The following is a 21508-nucleotide window of genomic DNA, read 5'->3' as shown; positions in this document are numbered from 1 at the left end:
CCCACCCATGAGAATACTTTCACTTATTGCAGTACTAGCTATTGCTATCATGATCAGCAGCCCCTTATATGCTCAGTCACCTAAAAGGGAACTGCGTGCGGCATGGATCGCTACGGTAAACAATATAGATTGGCCCTCAAAACCTGGACTGAGCAGTTATGAACAAAAAGCAGAATATATTCAGCTATTGGACAAGTTGCAGGCGGCAGGCATGAATGCTGTCATCATGCAGATCCGTCCCACGGCTGACAGCTTTTACCCCTCAAGCTATGAGCCTTGGTCTGCCTATCTTACCGGAACCCAGGGCCAGGCCCCTCAGCCCTATTACAATCCACTACAATTTATGATCGAGGAGGCAAAAAATAGAAATATGGAGTTTCATGCTTGGTTTAACCCCTATCGCGCCTCCAATAGTAAGAACTTTATCCCCGCTCCTTCTCATCCCATGGTCAGCCATCCAGAGTGGTTCGTAAGCTACGGCGGCAAGTGGTATTATGATCCCGGCATCCCCGAAGCACGGGAATATGTGCTCAATGCAATCATAGAAGTGGTCAGGCATTACGATCTGGATGCCGTGCATTTTGATGATTATTTTTACCCTTATAAAATCGCCGGAGAGGACTTCCCAGATCAGCAGTCTTTCAAGAAATACGGGGCACGATTTACTGAAATAGAGGAATGGAGAAGAGCTAATGTGGACTATTTCGTGGAGACACTCGCCGAAAGAATCAAGAAAGAAAAGCCTTTCGTGAAATTTGGGATAAGCCCATTTGGCGTATGGAGAAATAAAGACAAAGACCCGGAAGGATCAGCCACACAGGCTGGCCAAACCAATTATGATGATCTATATGCCGATGTCCTGAAGTGGCTGCGTGAAGGCTGGGTGGATTATATCACTCCCCAGATCTATTGGCATATCGGCTTTGAGCTGGCAGAATACAAGACGCTGGTACAGTGGTGGGTAGAACATAGCTATGGCAAGCATGTGTACATCGGCCAAGGAATCTATCGGCTTGGCCAAAAAGGCTGGGAGGACAAAGCAGAAGTGATCAACCAAATCACTTTCAACCGTAGTTTTGAAGAGGTCCATGGAAGCATGTATTTCAGTGCAAGGACCATCGTGGAGGATAAGGAAAAAGTGAGCGAGCAGTTTAAGGTACTTTATCCTACCCCAGCGATCCCGCCATTGATGCCGTGGCTCGAGTCCACCCTCCCATTGGCGCCAAGCCGGCCTCTGGCGAAGGGTAATCCTGCCGAAGGTCTAGCGCTCTCATGGGCAGGCGAGGCCGATTATTTTGTGATTTATAGAAGCGAATCGACCGCCCCAGATCAGCCAGACTCCTCACTCTCCTCCAGCATCCTGGCCAAAGTCCGAGCCTCGCCCAATGGAAAACATCATTGGATAGATCACAATGTGGAAAAGCATAAAGAATATAGCTATATTATCACGGGGTTCAATCGCTTACATAAAGAAAGTAAGCCCTCTCCACCTATATGGGTAAAGACCAAGGGAACAAATAAGGCAATTAAACTAGTAAAGGAATGAGCGAAGGATTGGTTTTAGGGATTATTATCGGGTATTTTTTATTATTAATGCTCATTAGTTATTTCACCTCACGCCACTCTGACGAACTGACCTTCTACACCGGCAACAGACAATCCCCTTGGTACTTGGTAGCTTTTGGAATGGTGGGCGCCTCCCTATCGGGGGTCACCTTCATCTCAGTACCCGGCGAAGTCGGCAATAGCTCCTGGACCTATCTGCAATTTGTGATGGGAAATATGGTCGGCTATGCAGTGATCGCTTTGGTGCTGATTCCGCTTTTTTATAAGCTCAAACTAATCTCTATATATGAGTATTTAAGGGATCGATTTGGCCCTAGATCCTACCTGTCAGGTTCTGTCATCTTCCTGGTATCCCAAACGATAGGAGCCTCTTTTCGGCTTTTTCTAGCTGCTACCGTCCTCCAGATTGCCTTTTTTGATGCTTTCAACATACCCTTTTTTGTGACTGTCCTCACCACTGCAGCACTGATCTGGCTCTATACCTATAAGGGGGGCATCAAAACCATCGTATGGACAGACACCCTGCAGACTACCTTCCTACTGCTAGCCGTGGTGATCAGCATCATTATTATCTGCCAAAAACTCGACTTCGGCGCTATGGACCTCGTCCACACCGTACAGGCCAGCCCGCTATCCACCATATTTGAATGGGATCCACTATCCAATAAAAATTTCTTCAAAATGTTCCTTGCAGGAATATTCATCACCATCACCATGAATGGTCTTGACCAAAATGTGATGCAAAAAAACCTCACCTGCAGGGATCAGAAGGAAGCAAAGAAAAACATCCTCTGGTTTTCGATCAGTTTCTTTATATCCAATATCTTCTTCCTTTCCCTGGGTGTCCTGTTGTACTATTATGCTGAGCAATACAATATCAGCATCCCCGAATCCACAGATGAGCTGTATCCGATTTTAGCCCTGGATCACTTTGGGGTACTAGCGGGGATCACCTTTTTATTGGGAATCATTGCAGCGGCATTCAGCAGCGCTGATTCAGCCTTGACGGCACTTACCACCTCCTTCTGTGTGGATATCCTTGACCTTCCTAATAAACCCGGAAAACAACAGCAGTCCACTCGTCTGAAGGTTCATATTGGCTTTACGGTGCTGATATTCCTGGTGATCGTCCTGTTCGACCTGCTCAATAATAGCAGTGTGGTCAGCGCAGTGTTCAAGGCCGCCGGGTTTACTTACGGGCCTTTACTTGGCCTATTTGCCTTTGGCCTGACCAATACCGTGCAGATCAAGGACCGCTGGGTACCGGCATTATGCCTTCTAAGTCCTATATTGAGTTTTATCCTTGACTATAATTCCGCCTCCTGGCTCGGCGGATATCAGTTTGGATTCGAAATATTACTCGTCAATGCAGCCATCACCTATATAGGATTATGGGCATTGCGCCAGCAAAAACCACTCATCCTTCACTAAAAACCCACATCCAGGCATCGCCAATATTATGCATCGCCCATTGAATGCTTTATCAGGGTTTTACTAAGGGGGCGGATGGCGGACCCAGGTGGTTTTTGGATTATATTGCAGTCCTGTATCCCGCAAGGGTTTCGTCTGAGCCTAGTTGTCAATCATTCATGCACGCTATACAATGTCTGAACCTTCCCCATACTCACTTCTTGGAAATAGCCACCCAAAGATAGCCGCTAAGATCCATCAATTTCTGCAATCTAGTATTGCAGGCAAGGCGGATTTTGCGGGAATGGTGATCACAGGTCCTTCTGGAATCGGCAAATCACACCTGCTCCATAAGCATCTGGATGCCTATGCAGACTCCTTTGTGTTGATCGAAATGAATCATCTCCCCCAGCAGGTAAGCCTTCCTTATGCCGGAATTAAAAGGGGGATTGGAGAATATTTAAGAAATCTATATAAGGAATTGCCGCAAGCTGAATTCAAAAGATTCAGCCTGGCACTTCATCAAGGCCTCGGCGCACATCTGCCTCTTCTCTATGAATATGTCCCTGAACTAAACCTATTGGCGGAGAGCCTGGAAATTTCGGTAAACCCTTCGCCAAAAGTAGAAAACCAACTCTATCGTCTATTCCGACTGCTACTGGAGTTTTTTACTGATTATTTTGATAAACCACTTTTACTTTTCACCAATAATCTTCAGTGGACCGACCGCTCGGGGATCAAGCTTCTTCATTTTTTATTGACCTCTATTTCTCCCGAAAAAACCCTCTGGCTGGCCACCTGCAGAGACAACAAAGAGGATGTCGAAAGGCTCAACACCCTCTTAGAAAGGCTGGAACATCAGGCCAAAAACATTGAAACGTTACCGCTGACGGGCTTTGGTCCCAGCCAAAGCACGCAATACCTGGAGGAAATCCTAGAGGGACCTATTGCTGCCGAATTATCACAGGTATTATACGAAACCAGCCTGGGCAATCCCAGCTATATGCAGGTGCTGGTCGATAGCCTGAAGGCCAATGGGCTGCTGAGCCGAAAAAATGGAACCTGGCAGGGTGAAGCCTCCAAAATCTCCGCCCAATATGAAGGGCAAAATTCTCAGAAAGTCATTTATGAACGCTTTTCCAACCTGGAATCCTCCACCAAAACCCTGCTATTTTGGCTTGCATGTGGAGGCAATCCTTATCTGTCTCAAATTAAAGCCAGCGAGATCCTGGGGGAGGAAGTGCTATTCCCCGCCATCAAGGAAGGCATTGACTCGGGCTTGGTGCTGCTCGAAAATAATAATGCGATACGTTTCTCCGAAAATCACCTCGGCGAACTGATCTACCAGCAAATCCCCGAATCAGATAAAAGCTTATTGCACTACCGTATCGGCATCCAGCTGCTAGACCAGCCTGATCCGGCGGTTCCATCCACCCTGAGATCCCTCGCCGTCCAACACCTCAATCAAAGCCGGGCTCTCTTTGGCGAACAGCGATCCATAGAGGAACTGGTCCGGCTAAATATTGAGGTGGCAGGAAGCTATAAGTTTGATGGAGCCTATGAGCAGGCCCGCCATTCCCTTCAGGTCGCAGAAGACCTCATGCTAAAATCCCCCTGGACGAAATTCAAAAACCAATCCTGGCAGGTGGCTTTGGAGCGGGCAAGGATCGAGTATCAGCTGGGAGAATACGATCTGGCGGAGATCTATCTAGACCGAATCCTGGAGCGGCCACTTGACCCTAGCCGACGGGCAGAGGCATTTATCCTGAAGATCACCATCAATAATCACCTCGGGAGGTACCGGAAAGTGATCACCATCCTGAAGGAAGCGCTGGCCGAACTGGGACTAAATATCCCAGATAGCGAGCAGGAACTCCTTCAGGTCATCCAGTCTCTTAGCCCCACGATTCATGATTATGGGATTCACCGGAGCGTGCCATCGGGGGTACTGAGTACTGATGAAAGGATGATCCTGAGACTATTATATGTCGGTGGCATGGCCCTGCATCACACCTCCGACACCCTGATGACCTGGGCAGCAAGCCAGATCATTATCCGAGCGGCAAAGAGCGCTACCGAAGGAGTCATGGCGATCGGCTATGTCAGCTATGGGCGCATGACCATCATCTCGGGAGATATCGATAAGGGATTTATGCTGGGGCAATATGGTCTTACCCATAATAAGTCCATGAATGATCAGGAATACCGATGTCGGGTATATGGGGTTTACGCATTTTATATCTCCCCCTGGAAGCAGCCCTTTATTAATTCCATGCCCTTATTAGAGGAAGGGATGGAAGCCGGGAGAAAAGTCGGCGACTTGATTGGCTTATACATTCTCAAAACCCACCTTTTCAATTTGCATTTTATAGCGGGGCTTCCCTTAGGATCCTTAATGGAATTCACTTTTGAGGAGTCCTACCCAGGCATGGAGCTCACCTATTATATCACTCACTACCAAAAGAGCCTGGTGAAATTCCTCCTTGGCGACTCCCCTTATTTTGCGATTCCCCGCCAACAGCCCAGTTGGCTGGCGGCCAAGCTCACCATTCAGGAGGAGCGATTTTATCGAAATCATGTTTGGGCAAGGTACTATTTATTATTTGGCCATTATGAGCAAGCTTTCCATTGTGCTGAGGAAGCAAATAACAACCGGAAGCTACAGGAAGGATCGCCTTTGGTCCCTGCAAACCTCAGTCTTCTGGCCTTATCGCTGACTTTAAACTGGCATAATATTGACGAAGTCAGGCAAAAAAAACATATCAATTCCCTACAGCAACTACTCGATCAGCTGAATAGATGGAGAAAACATGCTCCGCAGAATTACCGATCCGCCTATTATTTATTACTCGCAGAATGGAAAAGAATCCATGGAGAGGCCCAAAAAGAGGTGGAAGAAACCTATCAAAAATCCATCGCTTCCGCCGATCACAGCCTCAGTGATAGAGCGATGGCTCATGAGGCCTATGCGCGGTACTTACTGGCTGGAGGGAAGATAAAGCCGGGCCTAAAGGCATTAAATACGGCCATAGAGTCCTATTCAGAATGGGAAGCTCATGCTAAGGTGCGGCAGCTTACGCTGCAATTTCGAGGAATCTTAGCGAAGAATAACCACTGGAACTATCCCGATATCGAATCCATCCAGCGGGAGCTCAGCGGCGACCTACAGCTCTCCCCCTTGCGGCAGAAACTGATGAACATGCTCTTGCGAATCGCCGGCGCAGATCGCGTGGTGCTGGAATGGATAGAAAATAAAGGGGAGGTAATCGATCATCAAAGCAAAAGATTATTATCCAGCATGGAGTACCCTGACAAGTATCCTGCAGGGCTGATGATGATGTGCCACCGAAGTCAGTCTCCACTTATCGTAAGCCAGTTGGACACGGAAAGAGGCTTCTCCGAGGTGCGTCAATTACAAGAAAAAGGTGTGAAGTCCTTTCTCATCCTTCCCATCAGCCTCAACAGCTATCTGACCATGGTCATCTATCTGGAATATAGCCTGGCCACGATCCCCATGGAAGGAGACCTGATCCGATGGATCACCCTGACGGCCAATCAAGGTGGGCTGATCATAGAAAATGCCCGAACGCATGAAAAAACCCTCCTGCTGAATGAGGAGATAAGGTCAGAAATTGCCGAAAAACAGGCGCTGGTCACCATGGTGGAAAAACAAAAAAACAGTCATCTCAGAGATATTATCAAGACCCAGGAAGAGGAAAGGAAGCGGATTGCGGGTGAGCTGCATGATAGCTTGGGCTCCCTGCTATCCACCATCCGGATGCAGCTGCAGCATGCTCCAAATCCCGAGGCCAACTTTACCTCAGACACCTTAGGCAGGATGGATGAGGCCATAGAGGAAGTACGGCGCATCGCACATAATATGTCTCCGGTATCGCTCACTCGATTTGGATTGGCTTCGGCCTTGCAGACGCTCACCGAGCAGCTCAACCAAAGTCCGCAGATGGAAGCCAGCCTCCAGGTCCTAGGGATACAGGAGCGGCTGGAAGAGCAACTAGAACTGACTCTATATAGAATATGCCAGGAACTGGTGCAGAATGTCCTCAAACATGCCGAGGCTACCAGCATTCATCTACAGATCATCCGACATCCCCAAAGCCTCAATCTTACTGTGGAGGATAATGGTAAAGGGATGGATATGAATTCCCTATCGCTTGGATTGGGGCTGGAAGGCATTCGTGCAAAGGTAAAAATGCTGGAAGGTGAATTCGATATAGAAAGTCAGCCAGGCAGAGGCTGCCTGGCTGTAATTGATATTCCTATTTCTGACTAACTGATCAGGTAAACTTATTCAGTAAATAACGTACCTCTTTGGAGTTCTTAATATTATAGGTGGCCTTGGTATAGCTATAGCCCACGCGGATGCTAAATGCACCCTCCGGCATGGCCTGAAACGTATCCTCATCGGTCCAGTCATCACCTATGGCGAGGATGAAGTCATACGTATTACCCTTCATAAAACTCGTGGCTGCTCGGCCCTTATTGATATCCGGCCGCTTGATCTCCAGCACCATATTTCCTTCCAGTACCTGCAGGTTATGACCTCGGGCCATGTATTTCAGGTGGCTGAAGAGCTCTCTCATTCGCAGGTCTCCCAGCCCACTTTCCACCTTTCGGTAATGCCAAACCAGGGAATGGTGTTTCTCTTCGATAAAGGCCCCCGGAGTCCGCTGAACATAATAGGCCATTACCGACTTGATATCCGGCTTCCAATGATCGTCCACTTCTGCATAGGCATCCCAATCCTCATTACCGTTCATTTTCAGCCATACGCCATGCTCTGCGATCAGATCCACATTTTGACCTTGGAACCAGCTTCCTAAGGTCTCCTTATCCCGTCCACTGATGATGACCACCTGAGATTTTTTGGACAATTTGGTGATGAGAGTTTTCAGTTCCTCATCCGGGAAGGCATCCTCCGGCTTACTCTTGAAGCCTACCAGCGTACCATCATAATCCAGGAATAAGATCGGCTTCTTAGCCTTGTCAAAATGTCCTCCAAGATCTCTGATCACATCGGCATCCACTTCCTTAGACTGTAGGTCTAGCTGTTTTTGTTTTACATGGTCCAGTCGATCCATGAATACTTTCACCCACTGGAAGATATCATATCGCTGGATGGTTTCCTGCATGGAGGTAATACGGAGTTTTTGCTCCTTTTCGTCCATGGTGATCGCGTACTTGATAGCCTCAGCCACCCCTTTATTATCATTAGGATTCACCAGAATAGCATCCTGAAGTTCCTTACTGGCCCCTGCCATTTCGGAGAGGATCAGCGTACCCTTCATATCCACCTTGCTGGCCACAAATTCCTTGCAGACGAGATTCATCCCATCTCTCAGAGGGGTGACCAGAGCGATGTCAGACATGGCATAGAAAGCACTCAATTCCTCAAAAGGAAAACTTCTATAAAAATAATGGATCGGCAGCCAGTTGAGGGTCGAGTAATCACTATTTATTCGCCCGACCAGGGTGTCTATTTCCTCTTTCAGCTCCATATAAGACTTGACCTTTGCCCGGGAAGGCACCACAATCATGATCATGGATACCTTTTCATGGTACTCGGGATTTTCCTCCAAAAACCGATCGAAGGCCTTGATCCGTTGGGGTATGCCTTTGGAATAATCCAGTCGATCTATAGATAATAAAAGTTTCTGATCGTCAAGTTGACCGAGGAATTTCTTGGCAATTCTCTGAGTATTTTTTGATTTTGCCGAATTGGCAAACTTATCATAGTCGATGCCCATAGGGAAGCTATCCACGTTGATGAGCCGGTTTTCGGCTTGGATATAGCCACTTTCGTTGCTCAGTCCCATGATACGGCCCACTGCACTGAGGAAGTGACGCATATCATCATAAGTATGAAAACCAATCAGGTCCGCTCCACACATCCCCGAGAGGATCTCCTGTCTCCAGGGCAGCATACGCACCACCTCATAGGATGGGAAGGGGATATGCTGGAAGAAGGCGATGGTGGCCCCGGGAAGGCGCTCTCTAAGCATCTGCGGCAGTAGCAGCAGCTGATAATCATGCACCCAAATGGTATCCTCAGGGGAGGCCTTCTTGATGATGGCATCACAGAATTTCTGGTTTACGCGCACATAGGCTTCCCAGTGGTTTTCATCATAATTAATATTTTGGGTGAAATAGTGAAATGCTGGCCAAAGTGTCTCATTGCTGAAGCCCTCATAGAATTGCTCGATATCCTCTTTGGTGAGGAAGACAGGAGCCATCTTGAGTTCATGTAATTCTATTATAATCTCTGCCCTTTGCTCAGGGTCTTCTACGTCATTTCCGGGCCAACCAATCCAAATATTTTCGCCTTCTTTATAAATAGAGCCTAATCCTGTCGCTAATCCTCCTGCACTGGGCTTAAATTCAAATTTTCCGTTTTTGTGTCTCAAACTAACAGGCAACCTGTTAGACACAATAATTGTTTTAGCCATAATTGCTATGTGGTTTTTTATTAAAAATGAAAAGACATAAGGTATTTTGGTGTGATATTGACAAAATAACAGTCTAAAACTTTACAGTTCAATATACTAAAAATATGCCTCTCAAAAAAACTGCCATCCCTTCACTAAGTACCAAAAAACCCATTAAAAAAGACTATTTAAAGTAAAATAGCGGAGTTTCCCAGGTTCCGAAGGATATTTTCATTCTCTTTACCTTCTTTTCCTTCTCAATTTTACCGACCAGACAGCGATTTTTATGGATTTGTGGACCTAAAACACCCCGAAGCTTCTTAATCCGAATTACTGCGACAATTTGCCCCAGAGCACTGGCACAATAAAAAGAATAAGCTTAATTTAGATTCCCCAAACCACAAAATCCAAGGAGTACTTTATGTATATCATTTTTGATACAGAAACTACTGGTTTACCCAGGAATTATAATGCCCCGATTACCGATCTGGACAATTGGCCCCGGCTGGTGCAGCTTGCTTGGCAGCTCCATGATGAGAAAGGCAAACTCCTATCCAGTGAGAACTATATTGTAAAACCAGAGGGTTTTACCATCCCCTATAATGCGGAGAAAGTCCATGGCATCTCCACGGACCGTGCGCTGAAGGAAGGCCATGACCTAGCCAAGGTTTTGGAAATATTCCATAAAGATGTAGAAAAAGCCAAATACCTGGTAGGTCACAATATTGGTTTTGACATTAATGTATGTGGGTCAGAGTTTCTCCGGAAGGAGATCCCCATGCAGCTGCTGGAGAAGGAAGACCTAGACACCAAGGACCTTTCCACGGAGTTTTGTGCCATACCTGGTGGCAGAGGGGGCAAATACAAGTGGCCGACCTTGACAGAGCTTCACCAGAAGTTATTTGGCAAAGGTTTCGGCGATGCTCACGATGCTGCCTACGATGTGGATGCCACGGCCAGGTGTTTCTTTGGGCTGATCACTGCGGGGGTGCTGGCACCGGAGGCAGGGGTGACGGTGGCGGAAGTCATCTATGAAGCTCCAAAGCTAGATGCAGCGAATTTTGCTGCGGCCAAGGACGAGCAAAAGAAAGCCGCTCAAGACATTATTCAGCAAGCTAAAAAGGCCAATATCAGTGATCTGGTGGATGTCCCTTTCAGCCATTTGCACGTTCATACTCAGTATTCTATCCTGCAGGCTACCTCCGAGATACCGGCCATGGTGGCACGTGCGAAGGAATTTAATATGCCTGCGATTGCCATGACGGATCATGGTAATATGATGGCGGCCTATCACTTCGTGAAGGCGGCAATGGACAATGATATCAAACCAGTGGTGGGCTGTGAATTTAACGTCTGCAAAGACCATCGAAATAAATCACAAAAGGACGATGGCTTCCAGTCCGTCCTTATAGCAAAAAATAAAGCTGGATATCATAATCTGGCAAAAATGGCTTCCTATGCCTATACGCAAGGATTCTATTATGTACCAAGAATCGACAGAGAACTTGTCATTCAGTACAAAGAAGACATCATCGCCACCACAGGCGGATTATGGGGAGAAGTACCTTTCCTTATTCTTAACGTAGGTGAGACCCAGGCCGAGGAGGCCTTCCTCTGGTGGAAGGAGCAATTTGGCGAGGATTTCTATGTGGAGCTAAACCGACATGGGGTACCAGAGGAAGAGAAGGTAAACGAAGTATTACTGCGATTTGCAAAGAAGTACGATGTGAAATACTTCGCGGCCAATAATACCTATTATAATACTCGGAATGACGCCAAAGCGCATGACATCCTACTCTGTGTAAAGGATGGTGAGAAAGTCGATAAACCAAAGCGATATATTGGCAAAAAGGGAAGAGAGTTTAGGTATGGTTTTCCAAATGAGGAATTCTATATCAAGACACCGGAGGAAATGAAGAAGCTCTTTGCTGACCTTCCCGAAGCAATCGCCTGCACCAATGAAATCGTTGACAAGGTAGAGGCTTATAAACTATCCAGGGATGTATTACTTCCCAAGTTTGATATCCCGGAGAAATTCATAGATCCTCAAGATGATGAGGATGGCGGAAAAAGAGGGGAAAATGCTTATTTGAGGCACCTCACTTATGAGGGAGCAAAGAAAAGATACGAGGAGATCACTCCCGAAATCCGGGAGCGGCTGGACTTTGAATTGTCCATCATTGCTAATACTGGCTATCCTGGCTACTTCCTGATTGTACAGGATTTCACCACTGCCGCCCGAGAGATGGGCGTATCGGTGGGTCCGGGAAGGGGATCAGCTGCAGGCTCCGCGGTGGCATATTGCATAGCGATTACCAATGTGGATCCTATCAAGTACGACCTCCTTTTTGAGAGATTCCTAAATCCGGATAGGGTATCACTTCCCGATATTGATATTGACTTCGATGACCATGGTCGTCAGAAGGTGATCGATTATGTAATCGATAAATATGGCGCTAATCAGGTGGCTCAAATCATCACCTATGGTACCATGGCCGCCAAATCCGCCATTCGAGATACAGCCAGAGCGCTAGATCTTCCTCTGGCTGATGCGGATCGATTGGCGAAGCTGGTGCCAGACATCAAGCTAAAAGCGCTTTTCAGCCTGGCGAACGACCGAGCGAAATTGGCTGATAAGCTAAAAAACAATTCTGAAAATCTGGACAAAGCCTATGAGCTCATTTCCCTGTCCAAGGGAAATGATGACCTGGCCAAAACCATCAACCAGGCCAAAGTCCTTGAAGGCTCAGTACGAAATACAGGAATCCACGCCTGTGGGGTGATCATCACACCAGATGACATCACCAACTTCGTCCCAGTGGCGCTAGCGAAGGACTCAGACATGTATTGCACGCAGTTTGACAACTCCGTAGTGGAGAATGCCGGACTACTAAAAATGGACTTTTTGGGGCTAAAAACCCTAACCTTGATCAAAGATGCCGTTCGCATTGTCAAAGAACGCCATGATATCGACCTGGATCCGGAAAACTTCCCTATCGATGACGTGAAGACTTATGAGCTTTTCCAGCGTGGCGAGACGGTAGGGATCTTCCAGTATGAATCCCCAGGGATGCAGAAATACATGAGGGAACTGAAGCCCACCGTATTTGCGGATCTTATTGCCATGAACGCGCTGTACCGACCGGGACCGCTGGAATATATTCCAAGTTTCATTAAGCGGAAGCATGGCGAAGAGCCCATCACCTATGATCTGGATGATATGGAAGAATACCTAAAGGAAACTTATGGTATTACCGTCTATCAGGAACAGGTGATGCTGCTGTCACAGAAGTTGGCAGGATTTACCAAGGGTGAAGCCGATGTACTGCGAAAGGCCATGGGTAAAAAGCTCAAGGACGTGCTGGATAAGATGAAGCCAAAATTCGTCAACCAAGCCGCAGAAAAAGGTCATGACAAAACCAGACTGGAGAAGATCTGGAAGGATTGGGAAGCCTTCGCCTCCTACGCCTTCAATAAGTCACACTCCACCTGCTATGCTTGGGTGGCTTACCAGACGGCCTATCTCAAGGCACACTACCCTGCGGAATATATGGCCTCGGTATTGAGTAATAATATGAATGACATCACTCAGGTGACGTTTTTCATGGAGGAATGTAAGCGAATGGGCATCCCCGTACTTGGTCCAGATGTCAATGAATCTAAGGATGGCTTTACGGTAAACCAGGAAGGAAAAATCCGTTTTGGTCTTGCGGCCATCAAGGGGGCGGGGGCCTCTGCGGTGCATTCCATCATCGTAGAAAGGGCCGATAAGGGGCCTTATCAAAATATATTTGACTTTACCCAGCGTATCAATTTAAGAGCTGTAAATAAGAAAACGCTTGAATCCCTTGCCATGGCAGGAGGCTTTGACTGTTTTACGGCGCATCATCGTCGCCAATATTTGGAGGCGGCAGAAAATGACGCCACCCTGATCGAGAAAGCTGTAAAGTACGCTCAGAAGAAAGCTCAGGAAGCCGAAAGCTCTCAGGTATCGATGTTTGGCGGTGGCTCAGGAATGGAAGTGCCGCTACCTAGCCTGACGCCTATTGAGCCTTTCAGTCAGCTGCAGCAGCTCAATATCGAGAAGGAGGTGGTCGGACTCTATATTTCTGGCCATCCACTGGATCAGTTTAGAGTGGAGTTTGAGTCCTTTACCAATACCCCATTGTCTGATTTCACCAATTTGGAATTATTAAAATCCAAAGGCGATAATATCAAGGCCGCTGGAATTGTCACGACTTTTGCCCACCGGACGACCAAGAATGGAAATCCATTTGGTACCTTGACCATGGAGGATTACCAGGGAGGGCATACTTTCTTCTTCTTTGGGGAAGACTATATCAAATTTAAGGAATACTTCATGACAGGTTGGTTCCTCTATATCACAGGAAGTGTCCAGGGTAAGCGCTGGAATCCTGATGATGTGGAATTCAAAGTAGGTAATATCATGCTTCTCAATGAAGTGAGGGGGAAGATGGTCAAGGGCATACGGATAAACATCAATTTAGATGACCTTACCTTGGACCTAATGGAGAAGCTGGAGGCCATCACCACCAAGTATAAGGGAGAAGCTAAGCTACACATCAATGTCACGGATATCAAGGAAAGGATCGCTGTGGATCTGATGTCAACGAAATACACTGTGGATCCATCTCATGAAATGATCAAAGAGCTCGAAACACTTCCAGAGGTCGTGTATAAGATTATCTAAGCCCAAGAAAGCTTAGGAATAAAAACTTTTAGTAGGATTGGAACTAATTAAAAGTTAAAATCATTTAGATTATTATATTTGAAAGAAATAGAAACTTTAAACAATTAATACAATGGCAAAAGCAATCGAGATTACAGACGCTAACTTTGAAGAAATTATTAAATCTGATCAGCCAATTCTAGTGGATTTCTGGGCTGAATGGTGCGGACCATGTAAAATGATCGGACCTGTTGTTGAGGAGATTGCAGGAGAGTATGACGGCAAGGCGGTAGTAGGAAAAGTGGACGTGGATGCCAATCCAGGTGTAGCTTCAAAATTCGGTATCAGAAGTATCCCTACTCTATTGTTCTTCAAAAACGGAGAAGTAGTAGATAAGCAAGTGGGCGCTGTACCAAAGGCGGTTTTAGCTCAAAAGCTAGAAGACCAAATCTAATCAAAAAACCCTATCTAAGGATATACGGAGAGGCTCAATATTTTGAGCCTCTTTTTTTGTTCCTCTTTTTTTGTTCCAATGGGCATTCCCCAGTTGACCCAGACCAATCTATTCTTTACCTACAATAAAAATAAGGTAATCTATTTTTTGGGATCGCTAAGTTCTGACACCCCTCCTGAAACGATAAATTTCATTACCTCGGTGCTATTGGCTCCATGAAGAATACGGACATTATCTCTAGGCACCAGAAAGCAATTCCCACTAAAATTATACGAATGAGGAAGATAAACCGCTACCATCTCGTCCTCTCCTATCATGGCCAGGTTGTCTTGGGTAATAAAACCTAGACGACTCATATTCTCAGACAGTTTTACGATAGCCGGGGTATTAAATTTCTTCTTATCACCCACGAATGCTGACATCAGGTCTTTGATACTAGTGTAGAGGATATTTACCAGCGGAATGCGAAACAGCCACCTTTCGACCAATTCAAAGATCGGCCGGGTGATGAAAATATTGGCGAGGTAGCCGATAAAGGTGATCATGCCAAATACGATGAGTATCCCAAGTCCGGGAATGGGCACAGGAAGCAGGTTATCCAAAAACAGTACTATTTGCCAAATGATATAGGCGGTAAGGGCCAAAGGAGCTACAAATAGCAAGCCCTTGAAGAAGTAATTAAGGATGCGTTTGGATGTAAATGACATAATTTTTAGAATGAATGAACCCTATAAAAATAGGATCAATTTTATTCAAAGACAATAAATAAACACTTCCATATCTACACCGCGAAGCCCTGCATACTGATTTAGGTATTTTACCTTTCCCGGCCCTAGTCCTATTTTAGGTATTTATGGGATAGAAAGAAAAATCAATTTGAACCTAAGCTCCCATAATAGATCATGGATAAGCAATAAGAGCTAAATAAATGCACTCGTATATTTCCTGAAGGAGGAACTTCCACGACCTAAGGAAGCCCAAGGGACGGACGAGGTGAGCGATAATTCGCTTATTGGAGATGCTAAGAGCCATATATTCAATATTGGCTAAGTACCACCCGGAGAGGTATAGGATACAGAGGCTAGGGATGGAGCCTAAAATAAGGTACGGACTCAAAACAGTTTTGGAAGAAAGGGGCGAAATCATATTGGCCGGAAAAAAAAATACAGGACCAAACTATTTCCCTCTGGATATAAAGCTAAAAAAGCTCTGCCAGAGATTGGCAGAGCTTCTATCAGCATACACGAGGTAGGCTTATTATAAGTCGATTCCCATGAAAGACATAAAGGCGATACCCATAAGTCCTGTAATCAGCATGGTAATCCCAAGGCCTTTCAGGCCGTTTGGTACGTTAGAATACTTCAATCGCTCACGGATGGCGGCAAGGGCAACGATGGCCAATAACCAGCCGATACCTGAACCGAAGCCATAAACGGCAGCTTCAGCAAGGGTATAATCTCTCTGAGCCATAAATAGTGATCCACCGAGGATGGCACAGTTTACCGCGATCAAAGGAAGGAAGATCCCCAAGGCACCATAAAGTGCAGGAGCAAACTTCTCCACGATCATCTCCACCAACTGCACCATGGCAGCGATGATGGCGATAAACATGATAAACCTCAAGAAAGTAAGGTCGATACTAGCGAAAGACTCACCCAAGAAAGACAATGCGCCTTCCTTAAGGACAAATTCATTCAATAGCCAGTTCATAGGTACTGTAATCGTCAATACGAAAACTACAGCGGCACCTAGACCAAGTGCTGTATTTACTTTTTTAGAAACTGCAAGGAAAGAGCACATTCCTAAAAAGTAAGCAAATACCATATTGTCAATAAAGATTGACCGGATTCCTAAACTAAATAATTCCATTTCCCAGCAAATTTTAATGTTCTACATAACCAGTTTTGGTACGCTGTACCCAGATGATAAGTCCTAGGATGATAAATGCCCCCACGGGACTCACCATAAGACCATTGGTCGCCAAGTTAAAATCTTCACCGAAAAGGGAAGAAATGGTATCGAAAACCGGGATACCAAACACGGTACCTGAGCCCCAAAGCTCTCTAAAGAAAGCCACGGCTAGGATAATCCATGAATAACCTAAGGCACTACCAAAACCATCAAGAATGGAATCATAAGGCTTATTACCCATGGCAAAAGCTTCAAGACGACCCATTACGATACAGTTGGTAATGATCAAACCTACGAATACGGAAAGTTCCTTATACATATCATAAGCAAAAGCCTTGAGGACCTCATTTACCAAGGTCACCAAAGTCGCCACAACGGCAAGCTGTACGATAATCCTAACCCTGGATGGAATGGTATTTCTCATCAGGGAAATGGTAAGGTTTGACATTACGATTACGAATACTACAGAGAGGGCCATTACCAAGGTAGGCTTCATCTGCGTGGTCACTGCCAATGCCGAACAAATCCCCAATACCTGAATGGTCACCGGGTTATCATCCACTAAGGGATCAGATATTAATTTTTTTCTTCTCTTAGACAGCATCGCCTCTGCGGGCTTTTTGAATGCTGTTTTTTCTGCTGTTTCTGTGCTCATATCAATAAATGTTGAGACGTTTAAGTTTTTATTGAGGCAGATTATTAAGACTTACCTTTTACCTTTTCGAGGTAAGCTTGGTAGGCTCCTAGATAATTTACGAACATATTGTTTACCCCTTTAGCGGTCAAGGTAGCTCCAGACAATCCATCCACCTGATGTTCCTGACCTGAATAATCTCTACCTTCTCCTTTTTGCATCTCTACAGGCTCCAGTTCTCCTGACTCGCTATAGATTTTCTTACCAGTATATCTGTTTTGAACTTCCGGACTGGTGATTCTAGCGCCCAGACCCGGAGTTTCTCCAGCGTGGGAGAAAGTCACCCCTTTGATCGTATTGATATCAGTTTCCAATGCAAGGTATCCCCAGATCGCATCCCATAATCCAGCGCCATATACAGGCAGGATATAAGAGATAACTTTATCTTCACTTCCCTCATCATGGAAGATGAATACAGGATAAAGACGCTGATCAGCTGGCTTCTTATAGTTCTTGCTAATATCAACGGTCTCAGCAGTTACTGCTACACCATCTTGTTCGGTCACTTCTTCTCCAGAGATGTTTACTACTTTAGAAGAAATGGTATTTTCGTAATACGCATTAATATCTGCAGGCTTCATGGCTGCGATCTCCTCTACAGGAATCACGGCGCCAAGGATTTGCTTTTTGGTATCCAAGGCCACTGCTTCCTTCTGGATAGGGCCTAGCAATTGGGATGTTCCGGATAATAAGAATCCCAGCACTACGGTCAGGATTACCGAAAATGTGATAATATATGAGTTAGACTGTTGCACGTTGTAACCTCCTTTTCTTGTTTGCATTTACAACATAATAATCAATTAATGGGGCAAAGACGTTCATTAGAAGAACGGCCAGCATGATTCCTTCCGGATAGGCAGGGTTAGTCACACGGATGATGACGGTCAGGAAACCGATCAACAAACCATACACCCATTTGCCAGTTTCGGTATGCGCGGCAGATACCGGATCGGTAGCCATAAACACGATACCAAAGGCTACACCACCCATCACCAAATGGTAATGTGCAGGCATGGCCATAAACTCATTCACAGCAAAGGCATTCATTATCAGTCCCATGATATAGGTACCGGCGAATCCACTTACGATGATTTTCCAGCTGGCAACGCCTGTGGCGATTAAGATCAAAGCACCGATCAGCGCCATCAATGCAGAAGTCTCACCAATCGATCCAGGGATAAATCCGAAGAACATATTGGCAAAGCTATAGAGCTGGTCACCGATACTGGCATTATGTGCTGCCAGCGCTGAGGAGACTGTTTCTCCCGTTTGTCCTGCCTGAAAAGCCACAGATAGGGCCGTAGCTCCAGAGAAACCATCAACGGCTACCTTGTCTCCAAGGTAAGTCCATACCTTATCGCCAGAAATCTGAGCTGGATAAGCAAAATAAAGGAATGCCCTTGCGGTCATGGCCACATTCAGGATATTCATCCCTGTGCCACCAAATACTTCCTTAGCGATAATTACCGCAAAGATCGTCGCCAAAGCAACTTGCCAAAGCGGCATCGTCGCAGGCACTACCAATGGAATAAGCATCCCTGTCACCAGGAAGCCTTCATTGATAGGGTGCTTTCTTATCACCGCAAATACCGCTTCCACGATACCCCCGGCAGTATAAGAAACAAGTACCAATGGAAGAACCAACTTAAGGCCTAGCAAGAACTTCTCACCAAAACCAGCTGACTCACCCACTGCCATAAAATGCTGCGCCCCCACATTATACATACCGAAAAGCAGACATGGCAACATGGCCACTACCACGGTAATCATCATCCGCTTAAGATCAATAGCGTCTTTTACTTGGGTGCCTTTTATACTCGTTGTATGATTTGGGCTAAACATAAAGGTCTCCCCTGCCTCATACAAATAATATAAATTCTCGAATTTGCCGCCCTTTTCGAAGAGTGGCTTCTGTTTATCTAACAGATCACGTAGAAACTTCATATCGATTAACTATATTGAATTAGTTCTATTCCTTTTCTGACTATTTCCTGAACAGGATGCTTAGATACATCTATAAATTCACAAAGAGCTAAATCCTCCTCGATCACTTCATAAATACCAAGCTCTTCCATCTCATCGAAATCTTCTGCCATGATGGCTTTCAAAAGATAAACAGGGAAGATATCCATTGGGGTAACTTGCTCAAATACTCCCGTCTGAACAAAAGCTCTTTCCTCTCCTCTTGTATTGGTGTCCAATACATAATCCTTATTAGGGGATAAGAAAGAAAGTAAGCCTAATGCCCGGTGGAAACTAAGTTTAGTGCTGGTAGGCTTTGCCCATCCCATAAACTCATAGTAATCACCTTCGGGAAGTAAGGTAAGCTGGTGATCGTAAAAACCTAGATAGCCGTCAGCGTTGATTCTTTCTCCCGTAAGGACATTTCCAGATACTACTCTGAAATTTGTGCTATGGGTATTGCCAGTGGTAAACTTATCCACACATGCTCCAAGGAAAGTCTTAGCATATACTGCTTTTTTCGCTTCAGAACCTGTGATAGCCACCACTTTGGAAGCATCATAAATCCCTTCCAACAATAGCTTTCCGATCTGCACCACGCCGTAAGGGTTCACAGTCCAAGCGACCTCACCCTTATTCATAGGGTCTAGGTGATGAATCTGCACGCCCACATTTCCTGCTGGGTGAGGACCTGAAAATTTGTTGACATCCACTCCCTGAGCACCTGCATATACCGGTGATACCTCAGATTGTTGGTCTAGATTAAGGTGGACCTTTCCAGAAGTCAGCTTCTTAAGCACATTGATACCTGCCTGGAAGTATTTCTCCTGACCTTTCAGTAGCACGCCATAATCGGGAGCCAAAGGATGAGAATCAAAACCTGAGATAAAAATGGCCTTAGGCTCATCCTCCGGATTGGCAACAATACCGTAAGGACGCTGGATGATCTGTGGCCATACTCCACCCTTCAAAATCGCAGCAGTTGCCTGCGCCTTGCTTAGGGATTTGAGATCTGACTCCGAATACTTCTCGAACGCCTCGTAGCTGATTTCTTTATCGGCCTTGATTTTGATCTCGAGAAGCTTTCTCTTTTCACCTCTTTTTATTTCTACAACTTCGCCTGATACGGGGGCTGCATATAATACCGAATCAAGTTTCTTGTCAATCATGAGGGGAGTTCCTGCCTTCACAGTATCTCCTTCATTGACAATAACTTTTGGACGCTGCATACCTACAAAGTCTGTAGGCTTAATTGCGAAGGTCTGGGCTGGCTGGAATGCCTCAATTTTCTTTTCCGCCTTTCCTGCCAGCTTAATATCAAATCCCTTCTTAAGCTTAACTAGTTTTGACATATTTTATTTGAAACTATATGGTCCTTTGAAAAACGCCTCAAATCTAATAAAATACATTAGTTATTAGAAGATAAATCAGCGAATATTTATGAGCGGAACCGTGTGTGTTTTTGATTTTCTTAATTAAAACTACCTCATACCGTGGCAGTATCCATCGATTGAATATAATTTTGGACCTGCTCCATCAGCCACATCGGCGTAGAAGTAGCTCCACAAATACCTACTTTATCCTGTGGATCAAACCACTTTGGATCTAGTTCATTTTCATTCTCCACAAAATAACTCCGAGGATTCTCCGCCTTACACACCTGGTATAAGGCCTTCCCATTGGAGCTCTTTTTGCCTGACACAAAGATAATTACATCATTTTCTTGGGCAAATCGATTCAGCTGTGGCTCACGATTAGATACCTGCCGACAGATGGAATCATTCGCCGTAAAATCCACTTCCTCCATCTCCTGATTACTTTTGGCCATTCTCTCAGCGATCTTTGCCTTTAGCGCATAGAAGCCTTTGGTGCTCTTAGTGGTTTGGCTAAATAAAGTCACTGGACGACTAAAATCAATCTTCTCCAAGTCCTCATCTTCCATCACCACTATGGCCTTCTCCAAGGTTTGACCGGTAAGCCCGATCACCTCAGCATGTCCTTTTTTACCATAAATAACGATCTGCCCCTCTCTCTTTTCCATCTTATCAAAGGCCGTCTTCACCCGATGTTGCAGCTTCAGCACCACCGGACAAGAAGCGTCTATCAATTCGATATTATTCTCTATCGCCAATTGATAAGTCTCCGGCGGCTCACCATGAGCCCTAATCAGAACCTTGCAGTCCCTGAGATTCTTCAGCTCCTCACGGTCGATCACCACCAGTCCCTTGGCACTTAGTCGATTGACCTCCATATCGTTATGGACAATATCTCCAAGACAATACAGTCGGTCAGATTCGGCCATTTCGTCCTCTGCCATTTGGATGGCGAACTCCACTCCGAAACAGTACCCTGAATTTTTATCTATCGTTACCTGCATA

At 45.7% G+C, this 21508-nt stretch carries 14 protein-coding genes; 6 read left to right on the top strand and 8 right to left on the bottom strand.

The features are described from left to right. Positions 1-7 precede the first annotated feature (7 nt). The 3 genes from B050_RS0105410 (at position 8) to B050_RS0105400 (ending at position 7267) form a co-directional block, all read left to right on the top strand. Positions 8-1546 (top strand): glycoside hydrolase family 10 protein, encoded by a 1539-nt coding sequence (locus B050_RS0105410; protein ID WP_044201853.1) that lies wholly within the window; start codon positions 8-10, stop codon positions 1544-1546. Continuing rightward, positions 1543-2997 (top strand): sodium:solute symporter, encoded by a 1455-nt coding sequence (locus B050_RS0105405; RefSeq protein WP_018472874.1) that lies wholly within the window; start codon positions 1543-1545, stop codon positions 2995-2997. The genes B050_RS0105410 and B050_RS0105405 overlap by 4 nt, the downstream gene beginning before the upstream one ends. 172 nt (positions 2998-3169) lie before the next feature. Beyond that, positions 3170-7267: an ATP-binding protein gene (locus B050_RS0105400; RefSeq protein WP_018472873.1), complete on the top strand. Its 4098-nt coding sequence runs from the start codon at positions 3170-3172 to the stop codon at positions 7265-7267. A 4-nt stretch (positions 7268-7271) separates the two neighbouring features. Here the strand turns inward: B050_RS0105400 and B050_RS0105395 are convergent, their stop codons facing one another. Next, a complete protein-coding gene (locus B050_RS0105395; RefSeq protein ID WP_026235658.1) occupies positions 7272-9440 on the bottom strand; it encodes a bifunctional alpha,alpha-trehalose-phosphate synthase (UDP-forming)/trehalose-phosphatase in 2169 nt (722 codons plus the stop codon). 400 nt (positions 9441-9840) lie between these two features. On the opposite strand from B050_RS0105395, the gene dnaE reads away from it, so the two are divergent. Both dnaE and trxA read left to right on the top strand, forming a co-directional pair. Further along, positions 9841-14130: a DNA polymerase III subunit alpha gene (gene dnaE / locus B050_RS0105390; protein ID WP_018472871.1), complete on the top strand. Its 4290-nt coding sequence runs from the start codon at positions 9841-9843 to the stop codon at positions 14128-14130. A gap of 112 nt (positions 14131-14242) precedes the next feature. Then, the gene (trxA, locus tag B050_RS0105385) at positions 14243-14563 is read left to right on the top strand and encodes a thioredoxin (RefSeq protein WP_018472870.1); all 321 of its coding nucleotides are present in this window, start codon (positions 14243-14245) and stop codon (positions 14561-14563) included. A gap of 140 nt (positions 14564-14703) precedes the next feature. Here the strand turns inward: trxA and B050_RS0105380 are convergent, their stop codons facing one another. Continuing rightward, a complete protein-coding gene (locus B050_RS0105380; protein ID WP_018472869.1) occupies positions 14704-15270 on the bottom strand; it encodes a DUF502 domain-containing protein in 567 nt (188 codons plus the stop codon). 311 nt (positions 15271-15581) lie between these two features. Between B050_RS0105380 and B050_RS0105375 the strand changes: the two genes are divergently transcribed. Continuing rightward, positions 15582-15815 carry a hypothetical protein gene (locus B050_RS0105375; protein ID WP_018472868.1) on the top strand — a complete coding sequence of 78 codons (234 nt, stop codon included), beginning with the start codon at positions 15582-15584 and terminating at the stop codon, positions 15813-15815. A gap of 5 nt (positions 15816-15820) precedes the next feature. Here the strand turns inward: B050_RS0105375 and nqrE are convergent, their stop codons facing one another. The 6 genes from nqrE to B050_RS0105345 form a co-directional block, all read right to left on the bottom strand. Next, positions 15821-16432 carry an NADH:ubiquinone reductase (Na(+)-transporting) subunit E gene (gene nqrE / locus B050_RS0105370; protein ID WP_018472867.1) on the bottom strand — a complete coding sequence of 204 codons (612 nt, stop codon included), beginning with the start codon at positions 16430-16432 and terminating at the stop codon, positions 15821-15823. A 13-nt stretch (positions 16433-16445) separates the two neighbouring features. Beyond that, positions 16446-17129 (bottom strand): NADH:ubiquinone reductase (Na(+)-transporting) subunit D, encoded by a 684-nt coding sequence (locus B050_RS0105365; protein ID WP_018472866.1) that lies wholly within the window; start codon positions 17127-17129, stop codon positions 16446-16448. A gap of 44 nt (positions 17130-17173) precedes the next feature. Further along, positions 17174-17923, bottom strand: a complete 750-nt coding sequence (gene nqrC / locus B050_RS0105360) for an NADH:ubiquinone reductase (Na(+)-transporting) subunit C (protein WP_026235657.1) — start codon at positions 17921-17923, stop codon at positions 17174-17176. After that, entirely contained in the window at positions 17910-19112 is a 1203-nt protein-coding gene (locus B050_RS0105355; protein WP_018472864.1) for an NADH:ubiquinone reductase (Na(+)-transporting) subunit B, read from the bottom strand. Before B050_RS0105355 ends, nqrC begins: the two co-directional genes overlap by 14 nt. 5 nt (positions 19113-19117) lie before the next feature. Beyond that, the gene (locus tag B050_RS0105350; RefSeq protein ID WP_018472863.1) at positions 19118-20482 is read right to left on the bottom strand and encodes a Na(+)-translocating NADH-quinone reductase subunit A; all 1365 of its coding nucleotides are present in this window, start codon (positions 20480-20482) and stop codon (positions 19118-19120) included. 134 nt (positions 20483-20616) lie between these two features. Beyond that, a complete protein-coding gene (locus B050_RS0105345; protein WP_018472862.1) occupies positions 20617-21507 on the bottom strand; it encodes a 4-hydroxy-3-methylbut-2-enyl diphosphate reductase in 891 nt (296 codons plus the stop codon). Position 21508: the final 1 nt, after the last annotated feature.

It is taken from the genome of Echinicola pacifica DSM 19836, assembly GCF_000373245.1.
Classification (GTDB): Bacteria; Bacteroidota; Bacteroidia; order Cytophagales; family Cyclobacteriaceae; genus Echinicola; species Echinicola pacifica.
The sequence above is the reverse complement of the archived record's forward strand: the minus strand, read 5'-3'. Positions and strand labels throughout refer to the sequence as shown.